Source organism: Pseudomonas sp. IT-P2 (assembly GCF_949767575.1).
GTDB lineage: Bacteria > Pseudomonadota > Gammaproteobacteria > Pseudomonadales > Pseudomonadaceae > Aquipseudomonas > Aquipseudomonas pharyngis.
The window spans coordinates 1-23,011 of sequence record NZ_CATKQA010000003.1 but is presented as its reverse complement, the minus strand read 5'-3'; the positions used below and the strand labels follow the sequence as shown (position 1 = coordinate 23,011).

Sequence of the window (23,011 nt, the reverse complement as noted above, 5' to 3'; positions counted from 1 at the left end):
GTCTAATCGCTAGTGTCGATCCCTCGATAGATGCCGTCGATCAAGTGTCCGTGGGTGATTTTTGATAAAGCGCGAAACAGGCTTCGGCCAGCGCCGATCGTGGTGCCCCGCGACGCATGATCAGGCCCAGTCGGGCGAGGGTCTGGGCGTTTTCGATGGGTTGCAGGCGCAGATGATCGGTCAGGTTCTCCAGGCCGCCGTCCAGTGGCATCACCGCACAGCACAAGCCGCCGTGCACCGCTTGCAACAATTGGTGAACGGCGTCGGTTTGCAGTAACGGCTGCGGCGTCAGGCCACGACTGTGGAAGTTATGGTCGATGGACTGGCGAAAGTGCATGCCGCTGGTAAGCATGCCCAGGGGCAGTTCGATCAGCGATTCCCAACTCAACGGTGCCTCACCAAAGTTGAAGAACCGCTGGTCGTAGAGCAGGCCCATCTGCGTTTCGCTGAAGGCCAGGGATTCAAACCGCTCGCCGTCGAGGCGGTCCAGGTAAGACACGCCAATGTCGATGCGGTTGTTCGCCAGTTGCTCCAGAACCTGTTCGGAGCTCAGCGAGGACAGTTCGAAGCGCAGGTTTGGATGTTGTGCGTGCAGGCGTTGCATCAACGGCAGTGCATCGAAACTCGACAACGGCACCACGCCCAGGCGCAGGGTGCCGATCAGATTGCCGCGACAGGCCGCCGCTTCCGCCTGCAAGCCGTCGTAGGCCGCCAGTACCGTGCGTGCCCAGGCCAGCACCCGTTCCCCCGGCGCGGTGAACCCTTCGAAGCGCTGGCCACGGTTGACCAGTGGCAGGTCGAGTTCTTCCTCGAGGCTGCGCAGGCGCATCGACAGGGTCGGCTGGGTGATGTGGCAGCGGGCGGCGGCCTGGCCGAAGTGGCGGGTTTCGTCGAGGGCGATGAGGAATTTCAGCTGCTTGATGTCCATCTTCGCTCCGGGGCGCTGGCAGGGGTGGGCGATTCTACCGCTTGAGTGACGGCAGGGTCATTGGTCGGCTTGGAACCGGGTTTGTCCGGGGTGGTCTAGGCTTGGGCGTCTGGAACCCAAATCAAGGAGTGTGCGCCATGAGTCTTTTGAGCTTTGTGAAAGAAGCGGGTGAGAAACTGCTCGACCTGCTGACCCCCGGCAACGCCAATGCCAGCGAGCAATTGAAGGAACACATCAGCAAGGTCGGGTTGGGTAATCCGAATGTCCAGGCAACCGTGGACGGGGACAAGGTGACCGTTACCGGTGAAGTGGCGAGCCAGGAAGAGAAAGAGAAGATTCTTCTGGCAGTGGGCAACATTGCCGGTGTCGGCAGCGTCGATGACCAGATCACCGTGACCGGGCCGGTTGTGGCGGCGGCGCGTTTTGTGGTCGTGAAGAAGGGCGACACCCTCAGCGCAATTTCCCTGGCGGTGTATGGCAACGCCAACCAGTACAACAAGATCTTCGAGGCCAACAAGCCACTGCTGTCACACCCGGACAAGATTTATCCGGGGCAGACGCTGCGTATTCCCGAGTAACAACATGCCTGCGGGAGCAGCCTTTGGCGGCTCCTGCAGTCTTCAGAGCCCGGCAATCAGAGCCCGGCAATCAAATCCCGATAATCCTCGACCGCCGCAAACTCCCCGGTGTCCTTCGGCCCTTTGCGGCTGTCCGGTTCCTTCACGGCCAACAGATGCGCCACGCCGAAATTCCGTGCACTGCGCAGGATCGGCAAGGTGTCGTCGATGAACAGACTGCGCGCCGGGTCGAAGTCGATGTCGGTCTGCAACGCGTCCCAGAATTGCGGGTTCTCCTTGGGAAAACCGTAATCGTGGGAGCTGATCAGCCGCTCGAAGTACGGCGCCAGTTCGATGCGTTCCAGTTTCAGCGACAGTGAATCGCGGTGTGCGTTGGTGATCATCACCACGCGTTTGCCGGCTCGTTTGATCGCTTCCAGAAAGGTGTCGGCGTCCGGGCGCAGGGCGATCAGGTGGGCGGTTTCCCGTTTCAGTTCGCAAACTGACAGCTTCAGTTCGGCGCTCCAAAAGTCCAGGCAGTACCACTGCAGCTGACCGGCATGGCGCTCGAACAACGGCTGCAATTCCATTTCCGCCATGACCCGGCTCACGCCATGCAGTTCGGCATAGCGCTGCGGCAGGTGTTCCAGCCAGAAGTGATTGTCGAAGTGCAGGTCCAGCAACGTGCCGTCCATGTCGAGCAGAACGGTATCGATGTCGGACCACGGTAATGAAGGCATGGCAACGTCTCGAGCGGTAGAAGGATATCCGACGCAAACAATCGGAAAAGCCGCGTTATAGTAGCGCGTTCACGCCAAGGAGCTTTGCATGCGCCAGAAACCCACCGTACTCGCCCGCGAGATCGTCGCCACCAGCCGGCTGTTCTGCGTCGAAGAGCTGAAGCTGCGTTTCTCCAATGGCGTGGAACGCACCTACGAGCGACTGGTCGGCAAGGGCGCCGGCTATGGCGCGGTGATGATCGTGGCAATGCTCGATGCCGAGCACGCGGTGCTGGTCGAAGAATACTGCGGCGGTACCGACGAATATGAACTGTCGCTGCCCAAAGGCCTGATCGAGCCCGGCGAAGATGTGCTGGCCGCCGCCGAGCGCGAGCTCAAGGAAGAAGCCGGTTATGGCGCGCGACAGCTGGAGCATCTGACCGAATTGTCGTTGTCCCCCGGTTACATGAGCCAGAAAATCCAGGTGGTGCTGGCCACCGACCTGTACGAAGAGCGTCTCGAAGGCGACGAACCCGAGCCGATGCGTGTAGACAAAGTCAATCTGCGACAGCTGTCGGCACTGGCGCAGAATCCGAATTTCAGTGAGGGACGCGCCCTGGCGGCGTTGTACCTGACCCGCGACCTGCTGACCCAGCGCGGATTTTTCCAGTCATGAGTGAGATGCCGATGAATTTTCCCCATCCGTTGATGGCGCCGGTGGTTGAACTGGCACTGCGGGCCGGTGAGGCGATCCTGCCGTTCTGGCGTGCCGATGTGGCCGTCACCGCCAAGTCCGATGATTCGCCGGTGACGGCGGCGGACATGGCCGCTCACCATGTGATCGTGGCGGGCCTGACGGCGCTGGACCCGAGCATTCCGGTGCTGTCCGAGGAGGACGCCGACATCCCGCAAAGCGTGCGCGCAGGCTGGCAGCGCTGGTGGCTGGTGGACCCGCTGGATGGCACCAAGGAGTTCATCAGCGGCAGCGAAGAATTCACCGTCAACATCGCGCTGATCGAGAACGGCCGGGTGGTGTTCGGTGTGGTGTCGATGCCGACCAACGGTCGCTTCTACGTCGGCGGAGCGGGGCTCGGTGCCTGGCGCGGCGACACGGGCGGCACGCCGGTGGCAATTCAGGTTCGTGACGTACCGGGGCCGGGCGAAGCGTTTACCGTGGTCGCCAGCCGTCGTCATTCGAGCCCGGAGCAGGAACGTCTGCTGGCCGGTTTGAGCGCCAGCCTGGGCGAGTTGCAACTGGCCAACATCGGCAGTTCGCTGAAGTTCTGTCTGCTGGCCGAAGGTGCTGCGGATTGTTACCCGCGACTGGCGCCGACTTCGCAATGGGACACGGCGGCGGCGCAGGGCGTTCTGGAAGGGGCGGGCGGTGAAGTGCTCGACCTGAGTGGCGCAGCGTTCTGTTATCCAGCTCGGGAATCTTTGTTGAACAGTTTCTTCCTGGCGTTGCCGGCGAAAGCAGCATGGCGGGCAAAGCTGCTCGAACTTGCCCGCTCGTAAGCGTGTTCAGTTTTCAGCGGTGCAGGACGTACTGCCCGCTGAACGTCACTGCATCCTCATCGCTCCCGGCATTGACGACCCGCGTGTGCAGCGTCAGTCGCGCCCGTCCGTAACGCTGATACATCGTCAGAAATTTCTTCCACTGCGCTGCGCTCGGTGACGGGCAGATCGCAATGGCATCACCGGTCACCGGCAGTGGATAGCTGATCTGCCCTTCCTGAATCACGATGTGACCGTCTTCGATGCCTTCCTCTTTCAAACGCAAATGCAGCCAGCCCCAACCGGCCAGCACCGCGCCGCAATACAGGCTGCCGCCGAACATGGTGCTCTTGTGATTGACGTTGGCGTCCAGCGGCAGGTGCAGGCGCAATTGCTGCTCGTGCCAGTCGAGTACCTTGAGGCCCATGTCCCGGGTCAGCGGGATGTCGTGATGAAGAATGGATTCCAGATAACGACTGTCGTGCTTCATGCCCGGACCTCTTGCGGCAGAAAAGTGAATTGAGTGAAGTTCATTCGGATTCGTCCGAATGGCCGCCGCTGCCCGCGAAATTCAGCCCGTGCTTGCGCAGTTTGTCGTGCAGGGTCTTGCGCGGAATACCCAGGGCTTCGGCGAGACTGCGCACAGAACTGTGAGAGCGTGTCAGTTCGGCGGCGATCAGGGATTTCTCGAAATTTTCCACTTGTTCGCTCAGCCCGCCCGCCGTGATCTCGACGGTGGTGCCGGGGCTGCCATCGGGCTGCGTGTTGTCCAGGGCCAGTTCCAGGCCGAGGGCAAAGCGCTCCGCCGCGTTCTGCAATTCCCGCACGTTGCCTGGCCATGAATGCCGCAGCAGCAACGCCCGTTGCGCCGGTTGCAGTTCGTGAGGTGGCAGTCCGTGGCGGGCACTGGCTTCGTCGGCGTAATGCTGGAACAGCATCAACGCATCTTCGCCCCGTTCACGCAGTGGTGGAATGCGCAGCGGCGCCACGTTGAGGCGGTAATACAGGTCGGCCCGGAAGCGACCTTGATCGGCAGCCTGACGCAGGTCTTCCTTGGTGGCGGCGATAACGCGGATGTCCAGCGGGATCAACTGATTGCCGCCCAGACGCTCGACCACTCGCTCCTGCAACATGCGCAGCAGTTTGACCTGCACGTCCATGCTCATGCTCTCGATTTCGTCGAGGAACAGCGTGCCGCCATTGGCGAATTCGAACTTGCCGATCCGACGCTTTTGCGCGCCGGTGAAGGCGCCGGGCTCATGGCCGAACAATTCGCTTTCGACCACCGACTCGGCCAGCGCCCCGGCGTTGATCGCCACGAACGGGCCGTTACGCCGACTCGAAAGATCATGCAGGGCGCGGGCGACGACTTCCTTGCCGGCACCGGTTTCGCCGAGGATCAAGACATCGGCCTTGGTCGCCGCCAGTGCGCCGATCTGCTCGCGCAGGCGTGACATCGGTGCGGACTGGCCGACCAGCCGCGCGCTCAGCTCGTTGCGATCACTCAGGGCCATGCGCAGGCTGCGGTTGTCCAGCACCAGACGGCGCAGAGCCAAGGCGCGGCGCACGCTGTCGAGCAGGGCGTCGCTGGCGAAGGGCTTTTCCAGAAAATCATAGGCACCGGCGCGCATGGCCTGCACGGCTAGCGGCACATCGCCGTGGCCAGTGATCAGCAGCACCGGCAACTCGGGATCCTGAGCGTGCAACTCGCTCAACAGTTCCAGGCCATCCATGCCGGGCATGCGGATGTCGCTGACCACCACGCCCGGCCAGTCGCGCTCCAGTTGCGCGGCCAGACCCTTGGCCTCGGACAGCGGAAGAATTTTCAGGCCGGCCAGATCCAGAGTCTGGCCAAGGGCCTGACGCAGGTGCGGATCGTCGTCGATCAGCACCACCTGAATGCGGTTGTCGATGGTCATGCGCTTCGATCCTCGGACGGTTGCAGGCTGACCCCGGGCGCGCCGGCGCGCAGCCGCAGGGTGATCAGGGCGCCACCTTGCTTGTGGTTGGCGAACGACAGTTCACCGCCGAAGGCGCGCATCAGGGTTTCGCAAATGGCCAACCCCAGACCGAGACCCTGAGTGCGGGTCTTGGTCGTGTAAAACGGTTCGCTGGCGCGGCCCAGGGCTTCCATGCAGAAACCCGGGCCATTGTCGCGAATGTACAGATTGACGCCTTCGTCGGTGGATTCGGCACTCAGCCACAATTTGCGCGGCGGGCCTTTTTCAGTCAGGGCGTCGAGGGCGTTGGCCAGCAGGTTGCCCAGCACCTGGCGCAGACGGGTTTCCCCGGCCTCGACCCACAGGGTGGCGGCCGGCAGGTCGCGGATCAGTTCGACATCCATGCTCCGGCGACGTTTGGCCAGCAACGCCAGGGCGTCGTCCAGCGCCGGTTGCAGGGCCACGCTTTCCGGGGCGTGGCGGTCGCGGCGGGCGAAGGCGCGCAGGTGGGCGATGATCGAGGCCATGCGCCCGGTCAGCTCGCTGATCAGTTTGAGGTTGCCTCGTGCGTCTTCGGTGCGTTCGTGGTCGAGCAGCACTTCGGCGTTTTCGGCGTAGCTGCGGATCGCCGCCAGCGGCTGGTTGAGTTCGTGGCTGATGCTCGCCGACATCGTCCCCAGCGCCGACAGCTTGCCAGCCTGTACCAGATCGTCCTGGGCGCGCACCAGTTCCTGCTGGGCCTGTTCGCGTTCAAGCACTTCCTGTTTCAGTCGGCGGTTGAGGCCTTCGAGATCACTCGTGCGCTCGGCAACCCGGCCTTCGAGTTCCCGTCGGGCCTTGGCTTCGAAGGCGATTCGCTCCAGGTAATGACGACGACGCTGCATCATCAGGCCCAGCAACAGCATCACCACCAGCAAGGTGGCGCCGCCGATCGCCACGACCGTGCGCACAGGTCGGTCGATCAACGTACGCGGGGCGAGGATGCTGACGCTCCAGCCGGTTTCCGCGATCTCCTGGGTCTGCGGCAGCCACGCGGTCGGGCTCAGGTTCAAGGGCCGTGGCTCGCGGGTCGGGTAGGGCTGGATCGCGGCGATCGCCGCGCGCTCGGCATCACTGAGGGTGCGGGTCGCGCGAAAACGCCATTCCGGGCGCGAGGTGAGGATGACCACGCCGTTGTGGTCGGTCACCAGCAGTTGTTCCGGGGTTTTGCCCCACAGGCTTTCGGTGTGGTCGAGGTCAACCTTGATCACCAGCACGCCGATGATTTTTTCGCCGTTGCGCACCGCTGCGGCGAAGAAATAGCCGCGCTTGGCGGACGTGGTGCCCAGACCGAAGAAGCGCCCGAGGCGGCCGGCCATGGCTTCGCTGAAGTACGGCCGGAAAGAGAAATTACGCCCGACGAAGCTGTCGTGTTTGTCCCAGTTCGACGCCGCGAGCGTCTGGCCGCTGGTGTCCATCAGGTACATGACTTCGGCGCCGGTCTGCGCGGCGATGTTTTTCAACAGGCGGTTGGCGTTGCCTTGGGTCACGCCGTCGTCCGGCGCCCCGAGTACCGCGCGCAGCGCGGGCAGGTCGCCGAGGATTTGCGGCAGCACTTCATAGCGATGCAGCGTGCCCAACAGGTTGGCGACGTAGAGGTCGAGGGTCTGGCGATTCTGACCGGCCAGCTCGCTGCGGTAATAGCGCTCGGCCAGGTGTTCCAGCGGCCACAGCAACGGTGCCAGGCACAGGGCCAGCAGGGCGAGGCTGCGCCAGCGAGGGCGGCGGGGAAGGGTCGGAGTCATGAGCATCGAGCGCCTGTGGGTACAGGCGCATTATGCCTAGGCTTGCAGGCGCAGTCTGCGCACCCGTGGCCGGGTGTGCAGCGGCGCTGAAGATTCACACAGGACTTCAGGAAAAGACGTCGGCGTCCTTGAGTAGGCCGGCTGCCTGATCCTTGGCCGACAGTTTTGGCGCTTCGTCCAGCTGCCAGTCGATGCCCAGATCCGGATCGTCCCAGCGAATGCTGCGCTCGGACGACGGGTTGTAGTAGTCGGTGGTCTTGTAGAGGAACTCGGCGAACTCGCTCAGCACCACGAAACCGTGGGCGAAACCTTCCGGTACCCACAGTTGGCGATGGTTGTCGGCGGACAGGTGCACGGCCACCCACTTGCCGAAATGCGGCGAGCTGCGGCGGATATCCACGGCGACATCGAGGACTTCGCCGGCGGTGACGCGGACCAGTTTGCCCTGGGTATTTTCCAGCTGGTAATGCAGCCCGCGCAGCACTCCTTTCTGCGAGCGCGAGTGGTTGTCCTGCACAAACTGCGTGTCGAGGCCGGTGGCGTCCTGAAAGGCCTTGGCATTGAAACTTTCGTAAAAGAACCCGCGCTCATCACCAAACACCTTGGGTTCGATGATCAGGACACCAGGCAGGTCAGTGGGGATTACATTCATGGGTATTCCGGTGGCAGGTTTGAATGGCCGACATTCTTGCGCAAAGTACCGGTGGGTGCGAGAGGGGCATGCAAATCCCCCTGCTTCGCAACCTGTCGGGGGACGGATGGTCTGGGGGTTGCTTATCGCCTGAAGCAATGGCGATATAGGCGCCTAATAAAATTTCAGGGGTCGTTCCATGTCGTTCGCCACGTTGATTCATCGCGCCAGTTTGCCCAGCCCTCAGGTTTCGCTGGAGCAGGCCCGGCATCTGCTGGCGCAGCATTACGGCTTGAACGGCACGTTGCAGGCCCTGGGCAGCCAGCAGGATCTCAATTACCGGGTTGACAGTGAACGTGGGCGGTTCGTGTTGAAGATCTGCCGGGGCGATTATTCGCTGGTCGAGCTGCAAGCCCAGCATGCGGGCCTGAAATATCTGGCTGAACACTGCGATGTCCACGTTCCCCGGGTCATCCCGGCCAGGGACGGCCAAGACCTGCTGACCCTGGACGTCGAGGGCGAATCGGTGCATGTGCGGCTGCTCGATTACATCGAGGGCCAGCCACTGACGGCTCTCGATCATCTTGGCCATGAGGTTGTTGCCGGGTTCGGCCGGCTCTGCGGCGAAATGGATCTGGCCCTGGCCGGGTTCGACCATCCGGGGCTCGAGCGCACATTGCAATGGGACGCGCGCCACGCCAGTTCACTGATCGAGCACCTGCTGCCGGTCATCGAAGACGAACGCCAACGCACGCTGATCGCCGAGGCTGCCGAACAGGCCAGGCTTCGTTTGCAGCCGCTGCTGGAAAAGCTGCCGGTACAGGCGATCCACATGGACATCACCGACGACAATGTGGTCTGGCAGCGTGACGCCCGACGGCACTGGCAGTTGCAGGGCGTTATCGATTTCGGCGACCTGGTGCGCACCTGGCGCATCACCGATCTGTCGGTCACCTGCGCCGCATTGCTGCATCACGCCGCCGGCGACCCGTTCGTGATCCTGCCGGCCGTGCAGGCCTATCACGTGGTCAATCCGCTGCAACACGAAGAACTGCTGGCGCTGTGGCCGCTGATCGTGGCGCGGGCCGCGGTGCTGGTGCTCAGCGGCGAGCAACAGGTCAGCATCGATCCGGGCAACACCTACAGCCGCGACAACCTGACCCATGAATGGGAGATCTTCCGGGTCGCTACCTCGGTGCCGCTGGCGTTGATGGAGGCGGCGATTCTCACGGCGGTCGGCCAGGCATTGCCGGCCATCGACAGTGAAGGTTTTGCGCCGTTGTTGCCCGATCTGGTCGGGCGCGAATTCGCGTTGATCGATCTGGGTGTGTTGAGCGCCCACTTCGAGGCGGGCAACTGGGAGCAGCCTGGCATTGATCAGCGTCTGTTGAGCGAGGCCGCTTCCATGCACGGTCTGGCGGCCAGTCGATACGGACAATACCGGTTGTCGCGCACTCGGCCCGACAGCGCCGATGAGCCAGAGACTTTCCCGCTGCACGTTGAATTGCATGTGCCCCAGGGTTCTACGGTGGAGGCGCCGTTCGCTGGCATACTGCACCTGTCGGCCGACGGCGCACTGCGACTCGACGGCCCGCAACTGAGCCTGCGTCTGTGGGGCGTGAAAGCTTCGTTGCACGGCGGCGCGGCGCTGGTGAAAGGTCAGGTGCTGGGTTTGGTGGACGGTCCGTTGATCGTGCAATTGATTCGCGGCGCACAGCTGGAAGCGCCGCTGTTCTGTACACCATCACGCGCGTTGGCGTGGCAGGCGTTGTCCCCCTCGCCGGCCGCACTGCTGGGCCTGGCCTGCGACGCCGAACCCGAGCTGGACGCAGCGACTCTGCTGGCGCGCCGCGACGCCAGTTTCGCCCGCACCCAGAAACACTATTACGTCGACCCGCCGCGTATCGAGCGCGGCTGGCGCAATCACCTGATCGACATGCAGGGCCGCTCCTACCTCGACATGCTCAACAATGTCGCGGTGCTCGGCCACGGTCACCCGCGCATGGCGGCGGTCGCGAGCCGGCAGTGGTCGCTGCTCAACACCAACTCGCGGTTCAACTATGCGGCCGTCGCCGAGTTCTCCGAACGCTTGTTGAAGCTGGCGCCGGAGGGCATGGATCGGGTGTTCCTGGTCAACAGCGGCAGCGAGGCCAATGACCTGGCGATCCGCCTGGCGTGGGCCGCCAGCGGTGGCCGCGACATGATCAGCGTGCTGGAGGCCTATCACGGCTGGACGGTCGGCGCAGACGCGGTCTCGACCTCGATTGCCGATAACCCGCAAGCCCTGAGCAGTCGCCCGGACTGGGTGCATGCGGTGACTGCTCCGAACACCTATCGCGGCGAGTTTCGCGGCGCGGATTCGGCGCCGGATTATGTGCGCAGCGTCGAGCATCATCTGGCGAAGCTCGATGAGCAGAAGCGGCAACTGGCCGGGTTCATCTGCGAGCCGGTCTACGGCAACGCGGGCGGGATTTCGCTGCCGCCGGGTTATCTGAAAAAGGTTTATGAATTGGTGCGCGCCCGTGGCGGTGTGTGTATCGCCGATGAGGTGCAGGTCGGATACGGCCGCATGGGCCATTTCTTCTGGGGTTTCGAAGAGCAAGGCGTGGTGCCGGACATCATCACCATGGCCAAAGGCATGGGCAACGGCCAGCCGCTGGGCGCGGTGATCACCCGCCGGGAAATCGCCGAGGCGCTGGAGGCCGAGGGCTATTTCTTCTCGTCCGCCGGCGGCAGTCCGGTGAGCTGCCAGATCGGCATGGCGGTGCTCGATGTCATGGAAGAAGAAAAGCTCTGGGAAAACGCCCAGGTGGTCGGCGCTCATTTCAAGGCGCGGCTGGAAGCGCTGATCGATCAATATCCGTTGGTCGGCGCAGTGCACGGTTCGGGGTTCTATCTGGGGGTCGAGCTGATCCGCAATCGGGAAACCCTGGAGCCGGCAACCGAGGAAACCACGCTGTTGTGTGATCGCCTGCGCGAGCTGGGGATCTTCATGCAGCCGACCGGCGATTACCTGAACGTTCTGAAGATCAAACCGCCGATGGTCACCTCGCGTCAGAGCGTGGATTTCTTTGTCGACATGCTGGCGAAGGTGCTGGAAGAAGGGCTTTGAAACGATCCGCAACCTTCGAATACCGATTTGTATCGGTATTTGAAGGGGCTAATTCAGATTGTTTTTTATTATTGGCTTCTAAAGCCGATATTTATCGTTTATAAAGTCGCCATAGTCCGTCGTCCATCCCTGTACGGCGCGTTGAAAACCCTCGACGGTTCCCTGGAGTCTGATCGACATGACCACATTGAAAAGCACACCACGCGCCGATGGCTTCTACATGCCGGCCGAATGGGCACCGCAAACCCAGACCTGGATGATCTGGCCCGAGCGTCCGGACAACTGGCGTCTGGGCGGCAAGCCGGCCCAGGCTGCCCATGCCGCTGTGGCCAAGGCCATCGCGCGTTTCGAGCCGGTCACCGTGGCGGTGTCCGCCGGCCAGTACGAAAACGCTCGCGCTCGCCTCGACGTGCCGAATATCCGCGTGGTCGAGATGTCCAGCGATGACGCCTGGGTTCGCGATAGCGGACCGACCTTCGTGATCAACAACAGCGGCGAAGTGCGCGGCGTGAACTGGGACTTCAACGCCTGGGGCGGTTTTGACGGTGGCCTGTATTCGCCGTGGAATCGCGACTCCCAGGTCGGCGGCAAGATCCTCGAAATCGAGCGCAGCCCGCGTTATCGCACCGAAGGCTTCGTGCTCGAAGGCGGCTCGATTCACGTCGACGGCGAAGGCACCCTGATCACCACCGAAGAATGCCTGCTCAACCGCAATCGCAACCCGCACCTGGGCCGCGAAGAAATCGAAGCGGTGCTCAGTGAAAACCTGTCGGTGGACAAGATCATCTGGCTGCCGGATGGCCTGTTCAACGACGAAACCGACGGCCATGTGGATAACTTCTGCTGCTACGTGCGTCCGGGCGAAGTGCTGCTGGCCTGGACTGACGATCCGCAGGATCCGAACTTCCCGCGCTGCCAGGCCGCGATGAAAGTGCTGGAAAGCAGCACCGACGCCAAGGGCCGCCCGTTCACGGTGCACAAGATGCCGATTCCGGGGCCGCTGTTTGCCACCGAAGAAGAGTGCGCGGGCGTGGATCCGGTGGACGGCACTCAGGAGCGCAACCCGAGCGTGCGTCTGGCCGGTTCCTACGTGAACTTCCTGATCGTCAACGGCGGCATCATCGCGCCGAGCTTCGACGATCCGATGGACGCCCCGGCCCGGGAGATCCTGCAGAACCTGTTCCCGCAACACGAAGTGGTGATGGTGCCGGGGCGCGAACTGTTACTGGGCGGCGGCAACATTCACTGCCTTACCCAACAGCAACCCGCACCGCACAAAGAGTGAGTGCGGATGTAACAGCTTGAGTTGATTAGGAAATCGACCGGGCAGTCATTTGTTGCCCACGCTTGAAGAGAAACCCGCAGCCCGTCAGGACTGCGGGTTTCTTTATGTCCGCTGGTCGACAATTGCCAGACATTGGCATAGCTCTTGTATCGCTCATGGTGCACTAGGGAGGGGGGAGAACTTCAACAGTTCTGTCATAAACCTTGGATAACGTAGCCGCTCATGAACGGGGAGAGAGCGCTGAAATGAACGCCGAAGTGAACGTAATCAGCGAGCGGACGATGCATCCCATGGCTGTAAATAGTGAGTCGCTCCAGATTGTCGCGCACTGGTTGAAATCCAATGGAACGCGTCAGATCAGGGAACCTGATCCGCGCCGGATGATGATCGAGCGTTACCCCGCTGGCCTGTTCAGCGAGGCCGAACTGGAAGCACTCTGGGATGTGATGGAAGGATAAGAAGAACAAACAGGGATTGTAAAAAGCGCTGCCGGGATGGCAGCGCTTTTTTTATGGGCGCGATATCAGAAGCTTTAGGTGTCAATGCCCACCGGGTTGTCTGCCTGACCTGGAAGTGGCGGCTGCCGGTCTCGATTTGACCGATTGCCGAAACACACTGAAAGCCATTCCGGCGTTTTTCCGCAACGACCGAGGGACTAATGTGCCGACATCATTCCCCACCTTCCAGCCGGAGCATTTCGATGACCCTTCACTACATTTACGACCCGTTGTGCGGCTGGTGCTATGGCGCCAAACCGCTGGTACAGGCCGCACAGCAAGTGCTGCCAGTGATCGCCCACGCCGGCGGCATGATGACGGGTGCCAACCGCCAGAGCGTTTCGCCGCAACTGCGCAATTACGTAATGCCCCATGACCGGCGCATTGCTGAATACACGGGTCAGCCATTCGGCGGCGCTTATTTCGAAGGCCTGTTGCGCGATCACACCGCGGTGTTTGATTCGGCACCGCCGATTGCCGCTGTGCTGGCAGCGGAAAAAATCGACGGCCGTGGCCTGGAACTGCTGGGGCGTTTGCAGACGGCGCACTATGTCGAGGGGCGCCGAATTGCCGACGAAAGCGTGCTGTTGGAATACGCGGTGCAGCAGGGTTACGACGCCGCTACTTTCTTGAACGCCAAGCAGTCCGTCGACACCGAGCAACATATGAAGAACAGCCGCGCTCTGTTGGCGAAACTCGGCGGGCAGGGTTTTCCGACTCTCGCACTGGAGCAGGATGGTCAGTTCACAGTGGTGGATATCGGCCCGTGGCTCGGTAAACCGCAGGCCTTCGCACAATGGTTGAGCGAGTCGTTTACGCCTGCGACAGCGGCGCATGCCTTGCCGGTCTGTAGCCTCGACGGGTGTGCGTGACCCGGCATCAAAATCCCTGATTACAGGCGTTTCCCTGCACGAAGCCACCGCAAAATTTACTTTTTTTAGACGTTTTTCGCCTATTTAAAGACGATTCTTGAAATTGACACATTGTTGAGGGCGCGGCTACGATTCGGCCCAACGCCTGTGGCTAACCGCCATGACTCAAAATCAGGAGCAGGCCCGCCATGACATTGTCTTGAGCGGGTCTTTTTGTTTCGGGGTGAATAAAAGAGTGCAATAAGCGCCGTTTCAGCCGTTCGACACAGCGCGTTTCAACCCGTAATAAGGAAAACAAAATGTTGAACAAGCGAATCAGTTTGATCGCACTGGGGATGTTGAGTGCCACTTCGGCCATGGCTAACGACCAGGCCGAGTCCAAGGGTTTTGTTGAAGACAGCAGCCTCAAAGTGCTGCTGCGCAATGCCTACATCAATCGTGACTACAAAGATGGCAACCAGGACAAAGCCGAATGGGGCCAAGCGGCCATCGGTACGTTCTCGTCCGGTTTCACTCAAGGCACCGTGGGTGTGGGTGTGGATGCCTTCGGTCTGTATGCACTGCGCCTGGACGGCGGCAAGGGCCGCAGCGGTGCCGGTGGTATCGACTTCTTCAAACAGGGTGATAGCGGCAACGCGGCTGACGACCTGTCGAAGGGTGGCGCAGCGGTAAAATTCCGTATCTCCAACACCGTACTGACTTACGGTGACCAGATGCCGGCCCTGCCGGTGCTGAGCTACGACAACGTGCGTCTGCTGCCGGAAAGCTACACCGGTACTTTGATCACTTCCAAAGAGATCAAGGGCCTGGAACTGAACGCCGGCCGTTTCACCGCCGAATCGCGCAAGAGCGCTGAAGGCCGTGACAGCGGTGGTCTGAAATCGATCAACGTGTTGGGCGGTAGCTACCAGTTCACCGAACAGTTCAAGGCAGCGCTGTACGCTTCCGACGTCGAAGACGTGCTGAAGAAGCAATACGTGAACGCCAACTACGTGTTCCCGATCGACAAGGATCAGTCCCTGACCCTGGACTTCAACGGTTACCGCACCAAGCTGGACAACTCCTACGTCCGCGAAAACGGTGTGACCGGCGACGACAACAAGATCTGGAGCCTGGCAGCGACCTTCGCCACCGGCCCGCACTCGTTCACCGTGGCGCACCAGCGCTCCACCGGCGACAGCAACCTGGGTTACGCCTACGGCGGTTATCAGAAAGGTCAGGGTCGCGTGGGTGACGGTGGCAACACCATCTACCTGGCCAACTCCTACTGGTCCGACTTCAACGCTGAAGACGAGCGCAGCTGGCAGTTGGGCTACGGCCTGGACTTCAGCGCATTCGGCGTACCGGGTCTGAGCTACAACTTCGCGTACGTGCGTGGCGACAACATCACCACGTCCACCAGCGAAGGCGGCACCGAGCGTGAAATCTTCAACCAGTTCAAGTACGTCGTGCAAAGTGGCCCGGCCAAAGACCTGAGCATCAAGCTGCGTAGCTCGATCCTGCGTGTTTCGCAGAAATCCAGCGAATACAACGTCAGCGGCAACGAACTGCGTGTGTTCGTGGATTACCCGATCAACATCTTCTGATGATCGGTTGAGCCCGCGAAGCGCGACAGAAAAACCCCGACTGGTTCGGGGTTTTTTTTTTGACGTTTTTTGCGAAAACAGCATAAAAACCCGTGTTTTTGTCATTTGAAATGCACTTTCAAGCCGTTTCAAATCGCGTTTCAAACAGGGCTTTAAATGCCTGAAATTCTTTCTCATGGACGCAAATTCTCCACCTAATAGATTAGGCCGCTCAATGCAGCGGAGAATTTGGTAATGATCGTTTTAACCAGAGAAGTGGGCGAATCGCTACGGCGCGACAAGTACGCCAATGTGCAGGGTGCTGACTTCAATCTCTACGGTCATTTCGCCGACTTCGTCAGACTGACCAAAAGTTGGGAAAACATGGAGCCTGACAGTTACTACGGTCAGGCCGAAGCCGGCATGCGTTACCGTCGTTACAGCGACTTTGAGTACAACCCCAAGACTCGCGAACTGAAGCAACTGGAACATCGCGCGTACGTGCAGTCCAAGGCCAACAACAGCTATGTGGGCGGCGTGGTGCGGCACTTCCAGGACTTCTCGGACGAAGTCATCAGCTCGCCGGTAATGCGCAGCCTGATCGACACCGATTTTGAAGTGTACAAAAGCGTGTTGCCGGAAGAGCTGCACGATGAAATCTGGCAGTGCCAGATCCATCAGATCCGCATCGAGATCAAACCCGGCAAACAACTGGAAATCACCCCGGAAGGCATTCACTGCGACGGTTATCCGTTCAGCGGCGTGCACTTCTGGGGTCGCAACAATGTCGAGGGCGCGGAGAGTCGTTTGTACGACATCCACGAGCAGCAACTGGCGTCGACCACTTACCAGGAAATCCTCGACACCACCTATTTCCTCGACCGTGATATGCGCCACTACGTGACACCGGCACGCAACACTCACTCCCATGCCATGGCGTACCGGCAGATCCTGGCGATTTCCTTCTCGCGGCCCGGGACCGCTTTCGACATTGTTCGCTAATCAGATCACCCCAATCGACGGCGTCGAATGCTCGACGCCGGTGGTGCTGCGGCGCGCGACGGCCAAGGACGCGCAGCGCATGGAGCGTTTCTTCCGTCAGTTCGACGAAGTGTCGTTCTGTGAATGGCAGGACGCCAAATGCCTGCGCGGCGTGTTGATCCAGAAAACCACCACGGCCTATCTTGCCTTCGACGTCGAAGGCGAGATCGTCGGCGCGGTGCTGGGCGGCATGCTCGGCAGTCGTGGCACGATCAACCATCTGGCGGTCAGCCTGCGCTATCGCAGCCAGGGCGTGGGCCAGCGGCTGGTGGAAGCGGCGTCGGCCGACATGAAACGGGTCGGAGTGCTGCGGATGTTCCTGTTCGTCGATGATGCTAACCTCGCGGGCAAGCGTTTCTGGACGGCCCAGGGTTTTTGCGAACCTCACGGCGAGCGGACATTTGAGAGGGATCTATGAATGAAACATCCGGCAGTGCGCCGCTGATGGTCGACCGTCAGCCATCGCGCACCTTTGCCGAAGCCAGCCCGGTGGTCGCTGGTTACTTTACCGTGTCGTTCGTGTTCGGGCTGATGGCGGTCAATGCCGGGCTGCCACTGTGGCTGCCGGTGGCGATGTGTCTGTTCGTGTATGCCGGGGCTTCGCAGTTTGCGGCGCTGGCGCTGATCAGCAGTGGGGCGTCACTGACCACCATCGTGCTGACCACGTTTCTGATCAACGCGCGGCACATGCTGATGTCGGTCTACATGGCGAAAGCCTTGCGGGCACTGGGCCTGAGCCGCATGGAACGCTGGTGCTACGCCGGCGGGCTGACCGATGAGTCGTTCGCCTTTCACAGCGTCAAACTGGGCACCGGGGCACCGGTGAACGTTCGCTACCTGATCGGCTTCAACCTGTTCTGCCACACCTCCTGGGTGATCGGCGGATTGCTCGGCGCCCTCTGCGCGCAGTACGCGTCGCACCTGATCAAATACCAGCTCGATTACGCGCTGACCGCGATGATGCTCTACGTGCTTGTCTCGCTCTGCAATACCCGCAACAAACTCATCGCCGCTATGGCTGCAGTGGTCTGCATGGGCGCACTGAGTCTGGTGGGCAGTTCGCCGTTCAACGTTTTCATCGCCACGTTTGTGGGCTGCGGAGTGGGTGTATGCCTGACCAAACGTTCCTGATCCTGGTGGTCGCGCTGATGATGGCCGTGACCTTCCTGCCACGGGCCTTGCCGCTGCAGGTCAACACCGAGCACTGGCCGCCCTTCGTCGCCCGCGCGCTGGAGTACCTGCCGGTGGCGATCGTCGCTGCGATCAGCCTGACACCCTTGTTGATCAAGGATCAGCACATACAGCTCGATCGCCCGGAATTCTATGCAGCGATTCCGACGCTGTTATGTGCGTATTTCAGCAAAAACCTCTTTCTCAGTGTGGCGGTTGGGACGGCTGCGTACATTGCGCTCGGCTCGTTCATGTAGCGGCAGATCGACCACGTCGTTCAACGCCTGACCGGACAGATCCGGGTTGTTCACCGCCAGGCGCACTTCAAGGAAATCCTCGAACCCGGGGAAGATCGTCAGGCCGTTCTTCTGCGCGGCCTCGCGGGAGACCATGCCGACCGCATCCATTTGGGTGATGAGCGACAGGGTCAGCGTTTCGCTGCAGGAATAAATCGTGCGCTGGCTGTTCTCGTGATTGCCCAGCCCGGCGTCGAGAAAACGCAAAAAGCTGTGGGAATACGGACAATCTTCTGCGGGACGCACCTGAAACTTGTTGCCAAGCAAGGTCAGCGGATCGTTCTCCTGACCACAGTGCGCGCCGACCACCTGCACCTGTACTTCAGGCAGGACAATGCTCGGCAGACCCGGACGCTGCGGACCGATCAGCACCGCAAGGTCAAAGTCCTCGTTCTTCAGCTTGCTGAGGTTTTCCATCGACTCGGCGTAGCTGAATTCCATCTGGTAATCGGGAAACACCTCGATCAGGCGCCCGATCAGTCGCCGGTTGAAATCCGGGTCCAGCGTGGTGTTCAACGCCACTTTCAACGTGCGCTGTCCCGGCACCTTCAACGCTTCGACTTTCTCTTCCATCTGCCGCGTGGCAATCAGCACTCTGTCCATATAGGGCGTCAGCTCGGTGCCTTGCGGCGTCAGCGTCAGCCCCTTGTTGGATCGTCTAAACAAGCGGAAACCGAACTGCTCTTCGACCTTGTTCAACTGTGCGGCCAAGGCCTGCACGGTCAGGCACGAATGCTCGGCTGCTGCCGACAACGAGCCGGTCTGCACGATGCGCATGAGGTTGCGTAAGGTTCTGCTATCCATGGGTAATGCCCTCTGAAGTGGGCTGGGTATTGTTGTGTACGTGACGGCCTGAACGGCGCCATTTGCCGGCTATATTCCTGTACCTGAGCATAGTTGTCGCGCAATTAGTAGCGAATCGATGTCTCCGCCGATGGCTGGAGGCTGACACAGGATCGGGGTTTTTGGCGACGTGGGGGTGATAGGGATCAAAAAAAGTGCCCGACTCGAAGGAGTCGGGCACTTTTTTTGTGCGGTGGGGTTACAGCGGCTGGGACAGTTTCGTACAGCCATTTCGCGCTGTTCAGCGTTGATGCCGGAAGCCTCCTATTGAAAGACAAGAACGGGCTGATTTATTACCGCAGCACAAGTGGCTGAAATATCAGGCAGTTAATTTCGGGACATTTTCAGTCCGAGGCCATTGGATATCCAGGCAATGCCGGCATCCGCGAAGCTAGCGAGAGGATGCCAATGAGCGTGCCTGGGAGCAGGGCGTTACCTGAACAAAAGAACTGGAAGGATCTTGGTTTACCGGACATTCGGGACATTGATTCCGAGTTGCTGACTTCTGCAATCAGAGAATGTCCGGGTGCCGAGAGTCTGGAGGCTGCATGGGAGCAAGTTGCCAAAGGCTTCGGACTTCATGACGGCCTCAATTCAACAGTGATTGAGACACCCATTTGCCCTGTTCTGGTGAGGCGCGAGCACTTGTTGCACATTGTGGAAAAACGCCCGAATGCTCGGGAGCGCTTCACAGACTTCGCGCAAGACACCCTGAAAAAGCCGTTAGAGATCTGGAAGATTTCCTACGATGACGACTCTTTCCGACTGACATACATCGGTGTCTACAACACGAAATACCAGATGCTGGTCGTGATCCATATCGATCACGGCAACGTACTCTGGAACTTCATGAACTGTGACAAAAAGGGACTGAACAAGCATCGGCATGGAGAGCTGCTGTTTCAAAGTTACCGATGGCCCAAACAAAAAGGGCAGCCTTAACAGGCTGCCCTTCACGAAAAAGTTGCTTGATATTGTGCTCCCTCAAGCAGGGGAGAAGAGGTCTCACCCGAACGCTGATTTTCAGGTCATCAACGGGGTTCCTAACGCCGACTATCGCCACCTGATGGCAGTCGGTTTCGCGCTCTTGGGGCCGATTCTCGGCCACTGAATCAGATGTGTCAACCTACGACTTCAATGGGTAAACGGTAGCGACATGGGTGTATCAATTCATTACACCGCATCACAAATGAAGTACCCCACCCCTACTTTTTCCCCTCCCGGCACACGCCTACATTGAGCTCCAACACCTGACCATCATCCCGAGGGCAGGTCACTGGAGTAGTCGTCATGCCATTTGTCAGCGTACGCATCACCCGCGACGGCGTTACCCGTGAGCAGAAAGCTCAGGTGATCGCCGAAATCACTGAAACCCTGGAACGTGTCCTCAACAAACGCCCGGACCTGACCCACATCGTGATCGAAGAAGTCGACACCGATAACTGGGGCTACGCCGGCATCACTACCACCGAGTACCGCCGACAGCTGGCGGAACGGGGTCAGTCATGACCCCGACCGTGACCATCGATTTCATTTCCGACGTGGTGTGCCCCTGGTGCGCACTCGGGGCGACAGCGCTGGAGCAGGCGATCGGCAATCTGGCCGGCGAGGTTTCGGTGGAGCTGACCTACAAGCCCTTCGAACTCAACCCGGACATGCCCGCCGAAGGCGAGCCGGCCGTGCAGCACCTGATGCGCAAATACGGCCGCACCGCCGAAGACGTCGCTGCCGGCAAGAAGATGCAGATCGAGCGCGGCAAGGCCATCGGTTTCGAGTTCGACCTGGAGAAACGCACGCACTTTCACAACACCTTCGACGCCCATCGCTTGTTGATGTGGGCAGCGCAGGAAGGGCGGCAGGTCGCGCTGAAAAAGATCCTGCTGCGCGCTTACTTCCGCGACGGCGACAACCCCAACGATCACCCGACGCTGATCCGTCTGGCGACCGAAGCCGGGCTGGATGCCGCGAGGGCCCGCAAGGTGCTGGCCAACGATGAATTCGCCAGCGAAGTGCGGCAACTGCAGGCGTTCTACCGGCAGCACGGGATCAACTCGGTGCCCGCGCTGATCCTGAACGGCAAGCACCTGGTGTCCGGTTCGCAATCGGTCGAGTACTACGAACAAATGCTGAAAAAACTGGCTGCGGCCTGATTCAACACTTACTTATTGATTGAGGATTTCATCATGAGCAACTCGAAAAAAACCGTCGTTATCACTGGCGCCTCCCAAGGTCTGGGCGAAGGCATGGTCAAGGCCTTCCGCGAACTGGGCTACAACATCGTCGCCACCTCGCGCTCGATCAAACCGTCGAACGACCCGCAAATCCTGACCATCGCCGGCGACATTGGCGACTCGGCCACCGCTCAACGCGTGATCAGCGAAGGCGTGGCCCGCTTCGGCCGCATCGACACCCTGGTCAACAACGCCGGCATCTTCGTCGCCAAACCGTTCACCGCCTACACCCCGGAAGACTACTCCGCAGTGCTGTCGGTCAACCTCAATGGCTTCTTCTACATCACCCAACTGGCCATCGCCGAGATGGAAAAACAGGGCAAGGGCCACGTGGTCAACATCACCACCAGCCTGGTCGACCACGCCATCGACGGCGTGCCCTCGGTCCTCGCTTCCCTGACCAAGGGCGGCCTCAACGCCGCCACCAAATCCCTGGCCATCGAATACGCCAAGCGCGGAATCCGGGTGAACGCGGTATCGCCGGGCATCATCAAGACACCGATGCACGGCGAGGAAACCCACGCGGCACTGGGTGCGCTGCATCCGGTTGGACACATGGGCGAGATCGACGACATTGCGCAGGCGGTGGTGTATCTCGATAACGCGAATTTTGTGACCGGCGAGATTCTGCATGTGGATGGTGGTCAAAGCGCTGGGCACTGATTGATCCGGTAACACAAAGCCCTCGCCGCGATGCGAGGGCTTTTTTGTGGGCGACGGTTTACGGATCGGGGCTCAGCACTTTGACCGCATCATCGACCAGCGCCTTGCTCAACTCCTGCAAGTATTGCGAGGCGCAGGCGTGGAGTTCCGGGTCGTTGGCGGCAGAAGTATCTGATGTGAGCAGTTTGGAAATGTGCAGTAGGTGGGATGCGTGGGAGAGGGCGGTGACGACAGGTACGCCGGAGTTGGTGCGGAAGAGTGCGTGGTTGGATTGGAAGGAAAAATGGGTGAGGCCGAGGGTTTTTAGGTCGTGGGGGTTGGTCATGGCTTCACCTACCTTTTGTTGGGAGGTGGAAGGGGCAGACTTTGGACGGATCGATGCTGATCATTTGTGAAACTCCCTGTATCAAATGAGGGCTGCCAATTCGTTCTCAGGCGAAAGGGTGGCAGCTATGCGCAGGCTGAGAAACCGGAGATACAGGAACCCGGCAGGCCCGAAAGCCTCCCACGCACAGCCGCCATTGCACGGAAATGCAGGCACAAAAAAACGCCGGCAAACGTGGGTTGGGGGCGCTGGTGCGCCTGCATCTTACGCGGGTTCTCAGGCCCGGTCGCTGGATTGGCAGCGACGGGTTTGACGGTAGCGTGGGGGAGGGGAAGAGCGCAATCGTGGCCAGGTGGTGGCGGGGCTGATGTCGTTGGAAGAAACCTATACCCTTTTATCACCCAGCAACTGAAGGAGGAAATCAGCGATGGTCAATGAACTGGAGCAATTCCAGCAGGACTTGCTGGACTCTGTCCGCCAAACGAAGGCGGGAAAACCTGCTCGTGTGACAGAGGTGCCACTTTCGGCGGCTGCTGAAGCGCGAGCCAAGGTGGGTGTTTCGCAGAGTGCGTTCGCCAAGTTGATCGGTGTGAGCCTGCGGACGTTGCAGGATTGGGAGCAGGGTCGCAGGCAGCCGACAGGTGCGGCACAGACATTGTTACGTGTTGCTAGCCAGCATCCGGAAGCATTGCGGGATTTGCAGCCAGCCTGAGGTGAAATCGTCTACGGATTGTTCCGATTAGAACTGGCAACGCGGTTGCCGATGATCGGAGTGTGGACGAAATGTGGACACTCCAGAAACAACAAAGCCCCTGCATTTCTGCAGGGGCTTTGTTTTGTATCGTGCCGGCACTAGGAATTGAAAATAGATCTGTCCCCATTCCCGTCTGTCCCCATTCCCCGTCCCCATTCCCTCCAAACGCAACCTGCTGCTGCGTGATTTCATCCCGTCTGCCGGATGCAGTGCGCAGAAAATGGGGCGAGCTGCGCTGGATTTTATGGTGTTCGGTGAGGGGTACTTTCAGCGCAAGCGCAATGTGATTGGCCAGGTGCTGGAG

General features: G+C 60.4%; 25 protein-coding genes and 1 pseudogene. 18 read left to right on the top strand and 8 right to left on the bottom strand.

The features are described 5' to 3' along the window. Positions 1-40: 40 nt before the first annotated feature. Entirely contained in the window at positions 41-928 is an 888-nt protein-coding gene (locus ACM6JM_RS02150) for a LysR family transcriptional regulator (protein WP_085611192.1), read from the bottom strand. Between the two features lie 137 nt (positions 929-1,065). Here ACM6JM_RS02150 and lysM point away from each other — a divergent pair, with 137 nt between their 5' ends. After that, positions 1,066-1,506: a peptidoglycan-binding protein LysM gene (gene lysM, locus ACM6JM_RS02145; protein WP_039764611.1), complete on the top strand. Its 441-nt coding sequence runs from the start codon at positions 1,066-1,068 to the stop codon at positions 1,504-1,506. Between the two features lie 56 nt (positions 1,507-1,562). On the opposite strand, the gene yrfG is transcribed toward lysM, so the two are convergent. After that, entirely contained in the window at positions 1,563-2,225 is a 663-nt protein-coding gene (gene yrfG / locus ACM6JM_RS02140) for a GMP/IMP nucleotidase (protein WP_414881241.1), read from the bottom strand. An 88-nt stretch (positions 2,226-2,313) separates the two neighbouring features. Here yrfG and nudE point away from each other — a divergent pair, with 88 nt between their 5' ends. Together nudE and cysQ are read left to right on the top strand one after the other, a co-directional pair. Next, positions 2,314-2,880 (top strand): ADP compounds hydrolase NudE, encoded by a 567-nt coding sequence (gene nudE, locus ACM6JM_RS02135; RefSeq protein WP_085667664.1) that lies wholly within the window; start codon positions 2,314-2,316, stop codon positions 2,878-2,880. Between the two features lie 5 nt (positions 2,881-2,885). After that, a complete protein-coding gene (gene cysQ / locus ACM6JM_RS02130; RefSeq protein ID WP_414881306.1) occupies positions 2,886-3,719 on the top strand; it encodes a 3'(2'),5'-bisphosphate nucleotidase CysQ in 834 nt (277 codons plus the stop codon). A 13-nt stretch (positions 3,720-3,732) separates the two neighbouring features. Here the strand turns inward: cysQ and ACM6JM_RS02125 are convergent, their stop codons facing one another. The 4 genes from ACM6JM_RS02125 to rfbC form a co-directional block, all read right to left on the bottom strand. After that, complete coding sequence (locus ACM6JM_RS02125) at positions 3,733-4,188, bottom strand: thioesterase domain-containing protein (RefSeq protein WP_074689473.1); 456 nt, start codon at positions 4,186-4,188, stop codon at positions 3,733-3,735. Between the two features lie 40 nt (positions 4,189-4,228). Then, positions 4,229-5,617: a sigma-54-dependent transcriptional regulator gene (locus ACM6JM_RS02120; RefSeq protein WP_085667666.1), complete on the bottom strand. Its 1,389-nt coding sequence runs from the start codon at positions 5,615-5,617 to the stop codon at positions 4,229-4,231. Next, complete coding sequence (locus tag ACM6JM_RS02115; protein WP_414881240.1) at positions 5,614-7,422, bottom strand: sensor histidine kinase; 1,809 nt, start codon at positions 7,420-7,422, stop codon at positions 5,614-5,616. The genes ACM6JM_RS02120 and ACM6JM_RS02115 overlap by 4 nt, the downstream gene beginning before the upstream one ends. A 106-nt stretch (positions 7,423-7,528) precedes the next feature. Continuing rightward, entirely contained in the window at positions 7,529-8,074 is a 546-nt protein-coding gene (gene rfbC / locus ACM6JM_RS02110; RefSeq protein ID WP_085667667.1) for a dTDP-4-dehydrorhamnose 3,5-epimerase, read from the bottom strand. A 178-nt stretch (positions 8,075-8,252) separates the two neighbouring features. On the opposite strand from rfbC, the gene ACM6JM_RS02105 reads away from it, so the two are divergent. The 9 genes from ACM6JM_RS02105 to ACM6JM_RS02065 all read left to right on the top strand — a co-directional run bounded on the left by ACM6JM_RS02105 (position 8,253) and on the right by ACM6JM_RS02065 (position 17,852). Continuing rightward, the gene (locus ACM6JM_RS02105; RefSeq protein WP_414881239.1) at positions 8,253-11,165 is read left to right on the top strand and encodes an aminotransferase; all 2,913 of its coding nucleotides are present in this window, start codon (positions 8,253-8,255) and stop codon (positions 11,163-11,165) included. 178 nt (positions 11,166-11,343) lie between these two features. Continuing rightward, positions 11,344-12,450, top strand: coding sequence for an agmatine deiminase (gene aguA, locus ACM6JM_RS02100; protein WP_074689481.1), 1,107 nt, complete (start codon positions 11,344-11,346; stop codon positions 12,448-12,450). Between the two features lie 245 nt (positions 12,451-12,695). After that, positions 12,696-12,908, top strand: a complete 213-nt coding sequence (locus tag ACM6JM_RS02095; protein WP_414881238.1) for a hypothetical protein — start codon at positions 12,696-12,698, stop codon at positions 12,906-12,908. A gap of 242 nt (positions 12,909-13,150) precedes the next feature. Then, positions 13,151-13,819 carry a DsbA family protein gene (locus ACM6JM_RS02090; RefSeq protein WP_414881237.1) on the top strand — a complete coding sequence of 223 codons (669 nt, stop codon included), beginning with the start codon at positions 13,151-13,153 and terminating at the stop codon, positions 13,817-13,819. 299 nt (positions 13,820-14,118) lie between these two features. Then, positions 14,119-15,405, top strand: coding sequence for an OprD family porin (locus tag ACM6JM_RS02085; RefSeq protein WP_064592776.1), 1,287 nt, complete (start codon positions 14,119-14,121; stop codon positions 15,403-15,405). A 234-nt stretch (positions 15,406-15,639) separates the two neighbouring features. Then, the gene (locus tag ACM6JM_RS02080) at positions 15,640-16,386 is read left to right on the top strand and encodes a 2OG-Fe dioxygenase family protein (RefSeq protein ID WP_011331995.1); all 747 of its coding nucleotides are present in this window, start codon (positions 15,640-15,642) and stop codon (positions 16,384-16,386) included. Positions 16,387-16,465: 79 nt separating this feature from the next. Next, positions 16,466-16,843, top strand: a complete 378-nt coding sequence (locus ACM6JM_RS02075; RefSeq protein WP_007952618.1) for a GNAT family N-acetyltransferase — start codon at positions 16,466-16,468, stop codon at positions 16,841-16,843. Next, positions 16,840-17,556: an AzlC family ABC transporter permease gene (locus ACM6JM_RS02070; protein WP_074689485.1), complete on the top strand. Its 717-nt coding sequence runs from the start codon at positions 16,840-16,842 to the stop codon at positions 17,554-17,556. Before ACM6JM_RS02075 ends, ACM6JM_RS02070 begins: the two co-directional genes overlap by 4 nt. Continuing rightward, positions 17,535-17,852 carry an AzlD domain-containing protein gene (locus ACM6JM_RS02065; protein WP_007952614.1) on the top strand — a complete coding sequence of 106 codons (318 nt, stop codon included), beginning with the start codon at positions 17,535-17,537 and terminating at the stop codon, positions 17,850-17,852. Before ACM6JM_RS02070 ends, ACM6JM_RS02065 begins: the two co-directional genes overlap by 22 nt. On the opposite strand, the gene ACM6JM_RS02060 is transcribed toward ACM6JM_RS02065, so the two are convergent. Then, a complete protein-coding gene (locus ACM6JM_RS02060) occupies positions 17,769-18,695 on the bottom strand; it encodes a LysR family transcriptional regulator (protein WP_085647967.1) in 927 nt (308 codons plus the stop codon). The two genes, ACM6JM_RS02065 and ACM6JM_RS02060, sit on opposite strands and share 84 nt — an antisense overlap. A 447-nt stretch (positions 18,696-19,142) precedes the next feature. Here ACM6JM_RS02060 and ACM6JM_RS02055 point away from each other — a divergent pair, with 447 nt between their 5' ends. The 4 genes from ACM6JM_RS02055 to ACM6JM_RS02040 all read left to right on the top strand — a co-directional run bounded on the left by ACM6JM_RS02055 (position 19,143) and on the right by ACM6JM_RS02040 (position 21,628). Then, positions 19,143-19,676 (top strand): PBECR2 nuclease fold domain-containing protein, encoded by a 534-nt coding sequence (locus ACM6JM_RS02055; protein WP_039764637.1) that lies wholly within the window; start codon positions 19,143-19,145, stop codon positions 19,674-19,676. Positions 19,677-20,024: 348 nt separating this feature from the next. Beyond that, the gene (locus ACM6JM_RS02050; protein WP_007952610.1) at positions 20,025-20,243 is read left to right on the top strand and encodes a tautomerase family protein; all 219 of its coding nucleotides are present in this window, start codon (positions 20,025-20,027) and stop codon (positions 20,241-20,243) included. After that, the gene (locus tag ACM6JM_RS02045) at positions 20,240-20,884 is read left to right on the top strand and encodes a DsbA family oxidoreductase (protein ID WP_039764640.1); all 645 of its coding nucleotides are present in this window, start codon (positions 20,240-20,242) and stop codon (positions 20,882-20,884) included. Before ACM6JM_RS02050 ends, ACM6JM_RS02045 begins: the two co-directional genes overlap by 4 nt. Positions 20,885-20,917: 33 nt before the next feature. Continuing rightward, the gene (locus ACM6JM_RS02040) at positions 20,918-21,628 is read left to right on the top strand and encodes an SDR family NAD(P)-dependent oxidoreductase (protein WP_414881236.1); all 711 of its coding nucleotides are present in this window, start codon (positions 20,918-20,920) and stop codon (positions 21,626-21,628) included. Positions 21,629-21,686: 58 nt separating this feature from the next. Here ACM6JM_RS02040 and ACM6JM_RS02035 read toward each other — a convergent pair whose 3' ends face one another. Beyond that, a complete protein-coding gene (locus ACM6JM_RS02035; protein ID WP_039764643.1) occupies positions 21,687-21,953 on the bottom strand; it encodes a DUF3077 domain-containing protein in 267 nt (88 codons plus the stop codon). Between the two features lie 427 nt (positions 21,954-22,380). Between ACM6JM_RS02035 and ACM6JM_RS02030 the strand changes: the two genes are divergently transcribed. Further along, the gene (locus tag ACM6JM_RS02030; RefSeq protein ID WP_414881235.1) at positions 22,381-22,665 is read left to right on the top strand and encodes a helix-turn-helix domain-containing protein; all 285 of its coding nucleotides are present in this window, start codon (positions 22,381-22,383) and stop codon (positions 22,663-22,665) included. A 157-nt stretch (positions 22,666-22,822) separates the two neighbouring features. Beyond that, a pseudogene (locus ACM6JM_RS02025) lies at positions 22,823-23,011 on the top strand (hypothetical protein); the annotation flags it as partial.

Bases quoted from the DNA above. Each gene is read 5' to 3' on its own strand.
- ACM6JM_RS02150 (WP_085611192.1), bottom strand. From the start codon at position 928: ATGGACATCAAGCAGCTGAAATTCCTCATCGCCCTCGACGAAACCCGC.
- lysM (WP_039764611.1), top strand. From the start codon at position 1,066: ATGAGTCTTTTGAGCTTTGTGAAAGAAGCGGGTGAGAAACTGCTCGAC.
- yrfG (WP_414881241.1), bottom strand. From the start codon at position 2,225: ATGCCTTCATTACCGTGGTCCGACATCGATACCGTTCTGCTCGACATG.
- nudE (WP_085667664.1), top strand. From the start codon at position 2,314: ATGCGCCAGAAACCCACCGTACTCGCCCGCGAGATCGTCGCCACCAGC.
- cysQ (WP_414881306.1), top strand. From the start codon at position 2,886: ATGCCGATGAATTTTCCCCATCCGTTGATGGCGCCGGTGGTTGAACTG.
- ACM6JM_RS02125 (WP_074689473.1), bottom strand. From the start codon at position 4,188: ATGAAGCACGACAGTCGTTATCTGGAATCCATTCTTCATCACGACATC.
- ACM6JM_RS02120 (WP_085667666.1), bottom strand. From the start codon at position 5,617: ATGACCATCGACAACCGCATTCAGGTGGTGCTGATCGACGACGATCCG.
- ACM6JM_RS02115 (WP_414881240.1), bottom strand. From the start codon at position 7,422: ATGACTCCGACCCTTCCCCGCCGCCCTCGCTGGCGCAGCCTCGCCCTG.
- rfbC (WP_085667667.1), bottom strand. From the start codon at position 8,074: ATGAATGTAATCCCCACTGACCTGCCTGGTGTCCTGATCATCGAACCC.
- ACM6JM_RS02105 (WP_414881239.1), top strand. From the start codon at position 8,253: ATGTCGTTCGCCACGTTGATTCATCGCGCCAGTTTGCCCAGCCCTCAG.
- aguA (WP_074689481.1), top strand. From the start codon at position 11,344: ATGACCACATTGAAAAGCACACCACGCGCCGATGGCTTCTACATGCCG.
- ACM6JM_RS02095 (WP_414881238.1), top strand. From the start codon at position 12,696: ATGAACGCCGAAGTGAACGTAATCAGCGAGCGGACGATGCATCCCATG.
- ACM6JM_RS02090 (WP_414881237.1), top strand. From the start codon at position 13,151: ATGACCCTTCACTACATTTACGACCCGTTGTGCGGCTGGTGCTATGGC.
- ACM6JM_RS02085 (WP_064592776.1), top strand. From the start codon at position 14,119: ATGTTGAACAAGCGAATCAGTTTGATCGCACTGGGGATGTTGAGTGCC.
- ACM6JM_RS02080 (WP_011331995.1), top strand. From the start codon at position 15,640: ATGATCGTTTTAACCAGAGAAGTGGGCGAATCGCTACGGCGCGACAAG.
- ACM6JM_RS02075 (WP_007952618.1), top strand. From the start codon at position 16,466: ATGGAGCGTTTCTTCCGTCAGTTCGACGAAGTGTCGTTCTGTGAATGG.
- ACM6JM_RS02070 (WP_074689485.1), top strand. From the start codon at position 16,840: ATGAATGAAACATCCGGCAGTGCGCCGCTGATGGTCGACCGTCAGCCA.
- ACM6JM_RS02065 (WP_007952614.1), top strand. From the start codon at position 17,535: ATGCCTGACCAAACGTTCCTGATCCTGGTGGTCGCGCTGATGATGGCC.
- ACM6JM_RS02060 (WP_085647967.1), bottom strand. From the start codon at position 18,695: ATGGATAGCAGAACCTTACGCAACCTCATGCGCATCGTGCAGACCGGC.
- ACM6JM_RS02055 (WP_039764637.1), top strand. From the start codon at position 19,143: ATGAGCGTGCCTGGGAGCAGGGCGTTACCTGAACAAAAGAACTGGAAG.
- ACM6JM_RS02050 (WP_007952610.1), top strand. From the start codon at position 20,025: ATGCCATTTGTCAGCGTACGCATCACCCGCGACGGCGTTACCCGTGAG.
- ACM6JM_RS02045 (WP_039764640.1), top strand. From the start codon at position 20,240: ATGACCCCGACCGTGACCATCGATTTCATTTCCGACGTGGTGTGCCCC.
- ACM6JM_RS02040 (WP_414881236.1), top strand. From the start codon at position 20,918: ATGAGCAACTCGAAAAAAACCGTCGTTATCACTGGCGCCTCCCAAGGT.
- ACM6JM_RS02035 (WP_039764643.1), bottom strand. From the start codon at position 21,953: ATGACCAACCCCCACGACCTAAAAACCCTCGGCCTCACCCATTTTTCC.
- ACM6JM_RS02030 (WP_414881235.1), top strand. From the start codon at position 22,381: ATGGTCAATGAACTGGAGCAATTCCAGCAGGACTTGCTGGACTCTGTC.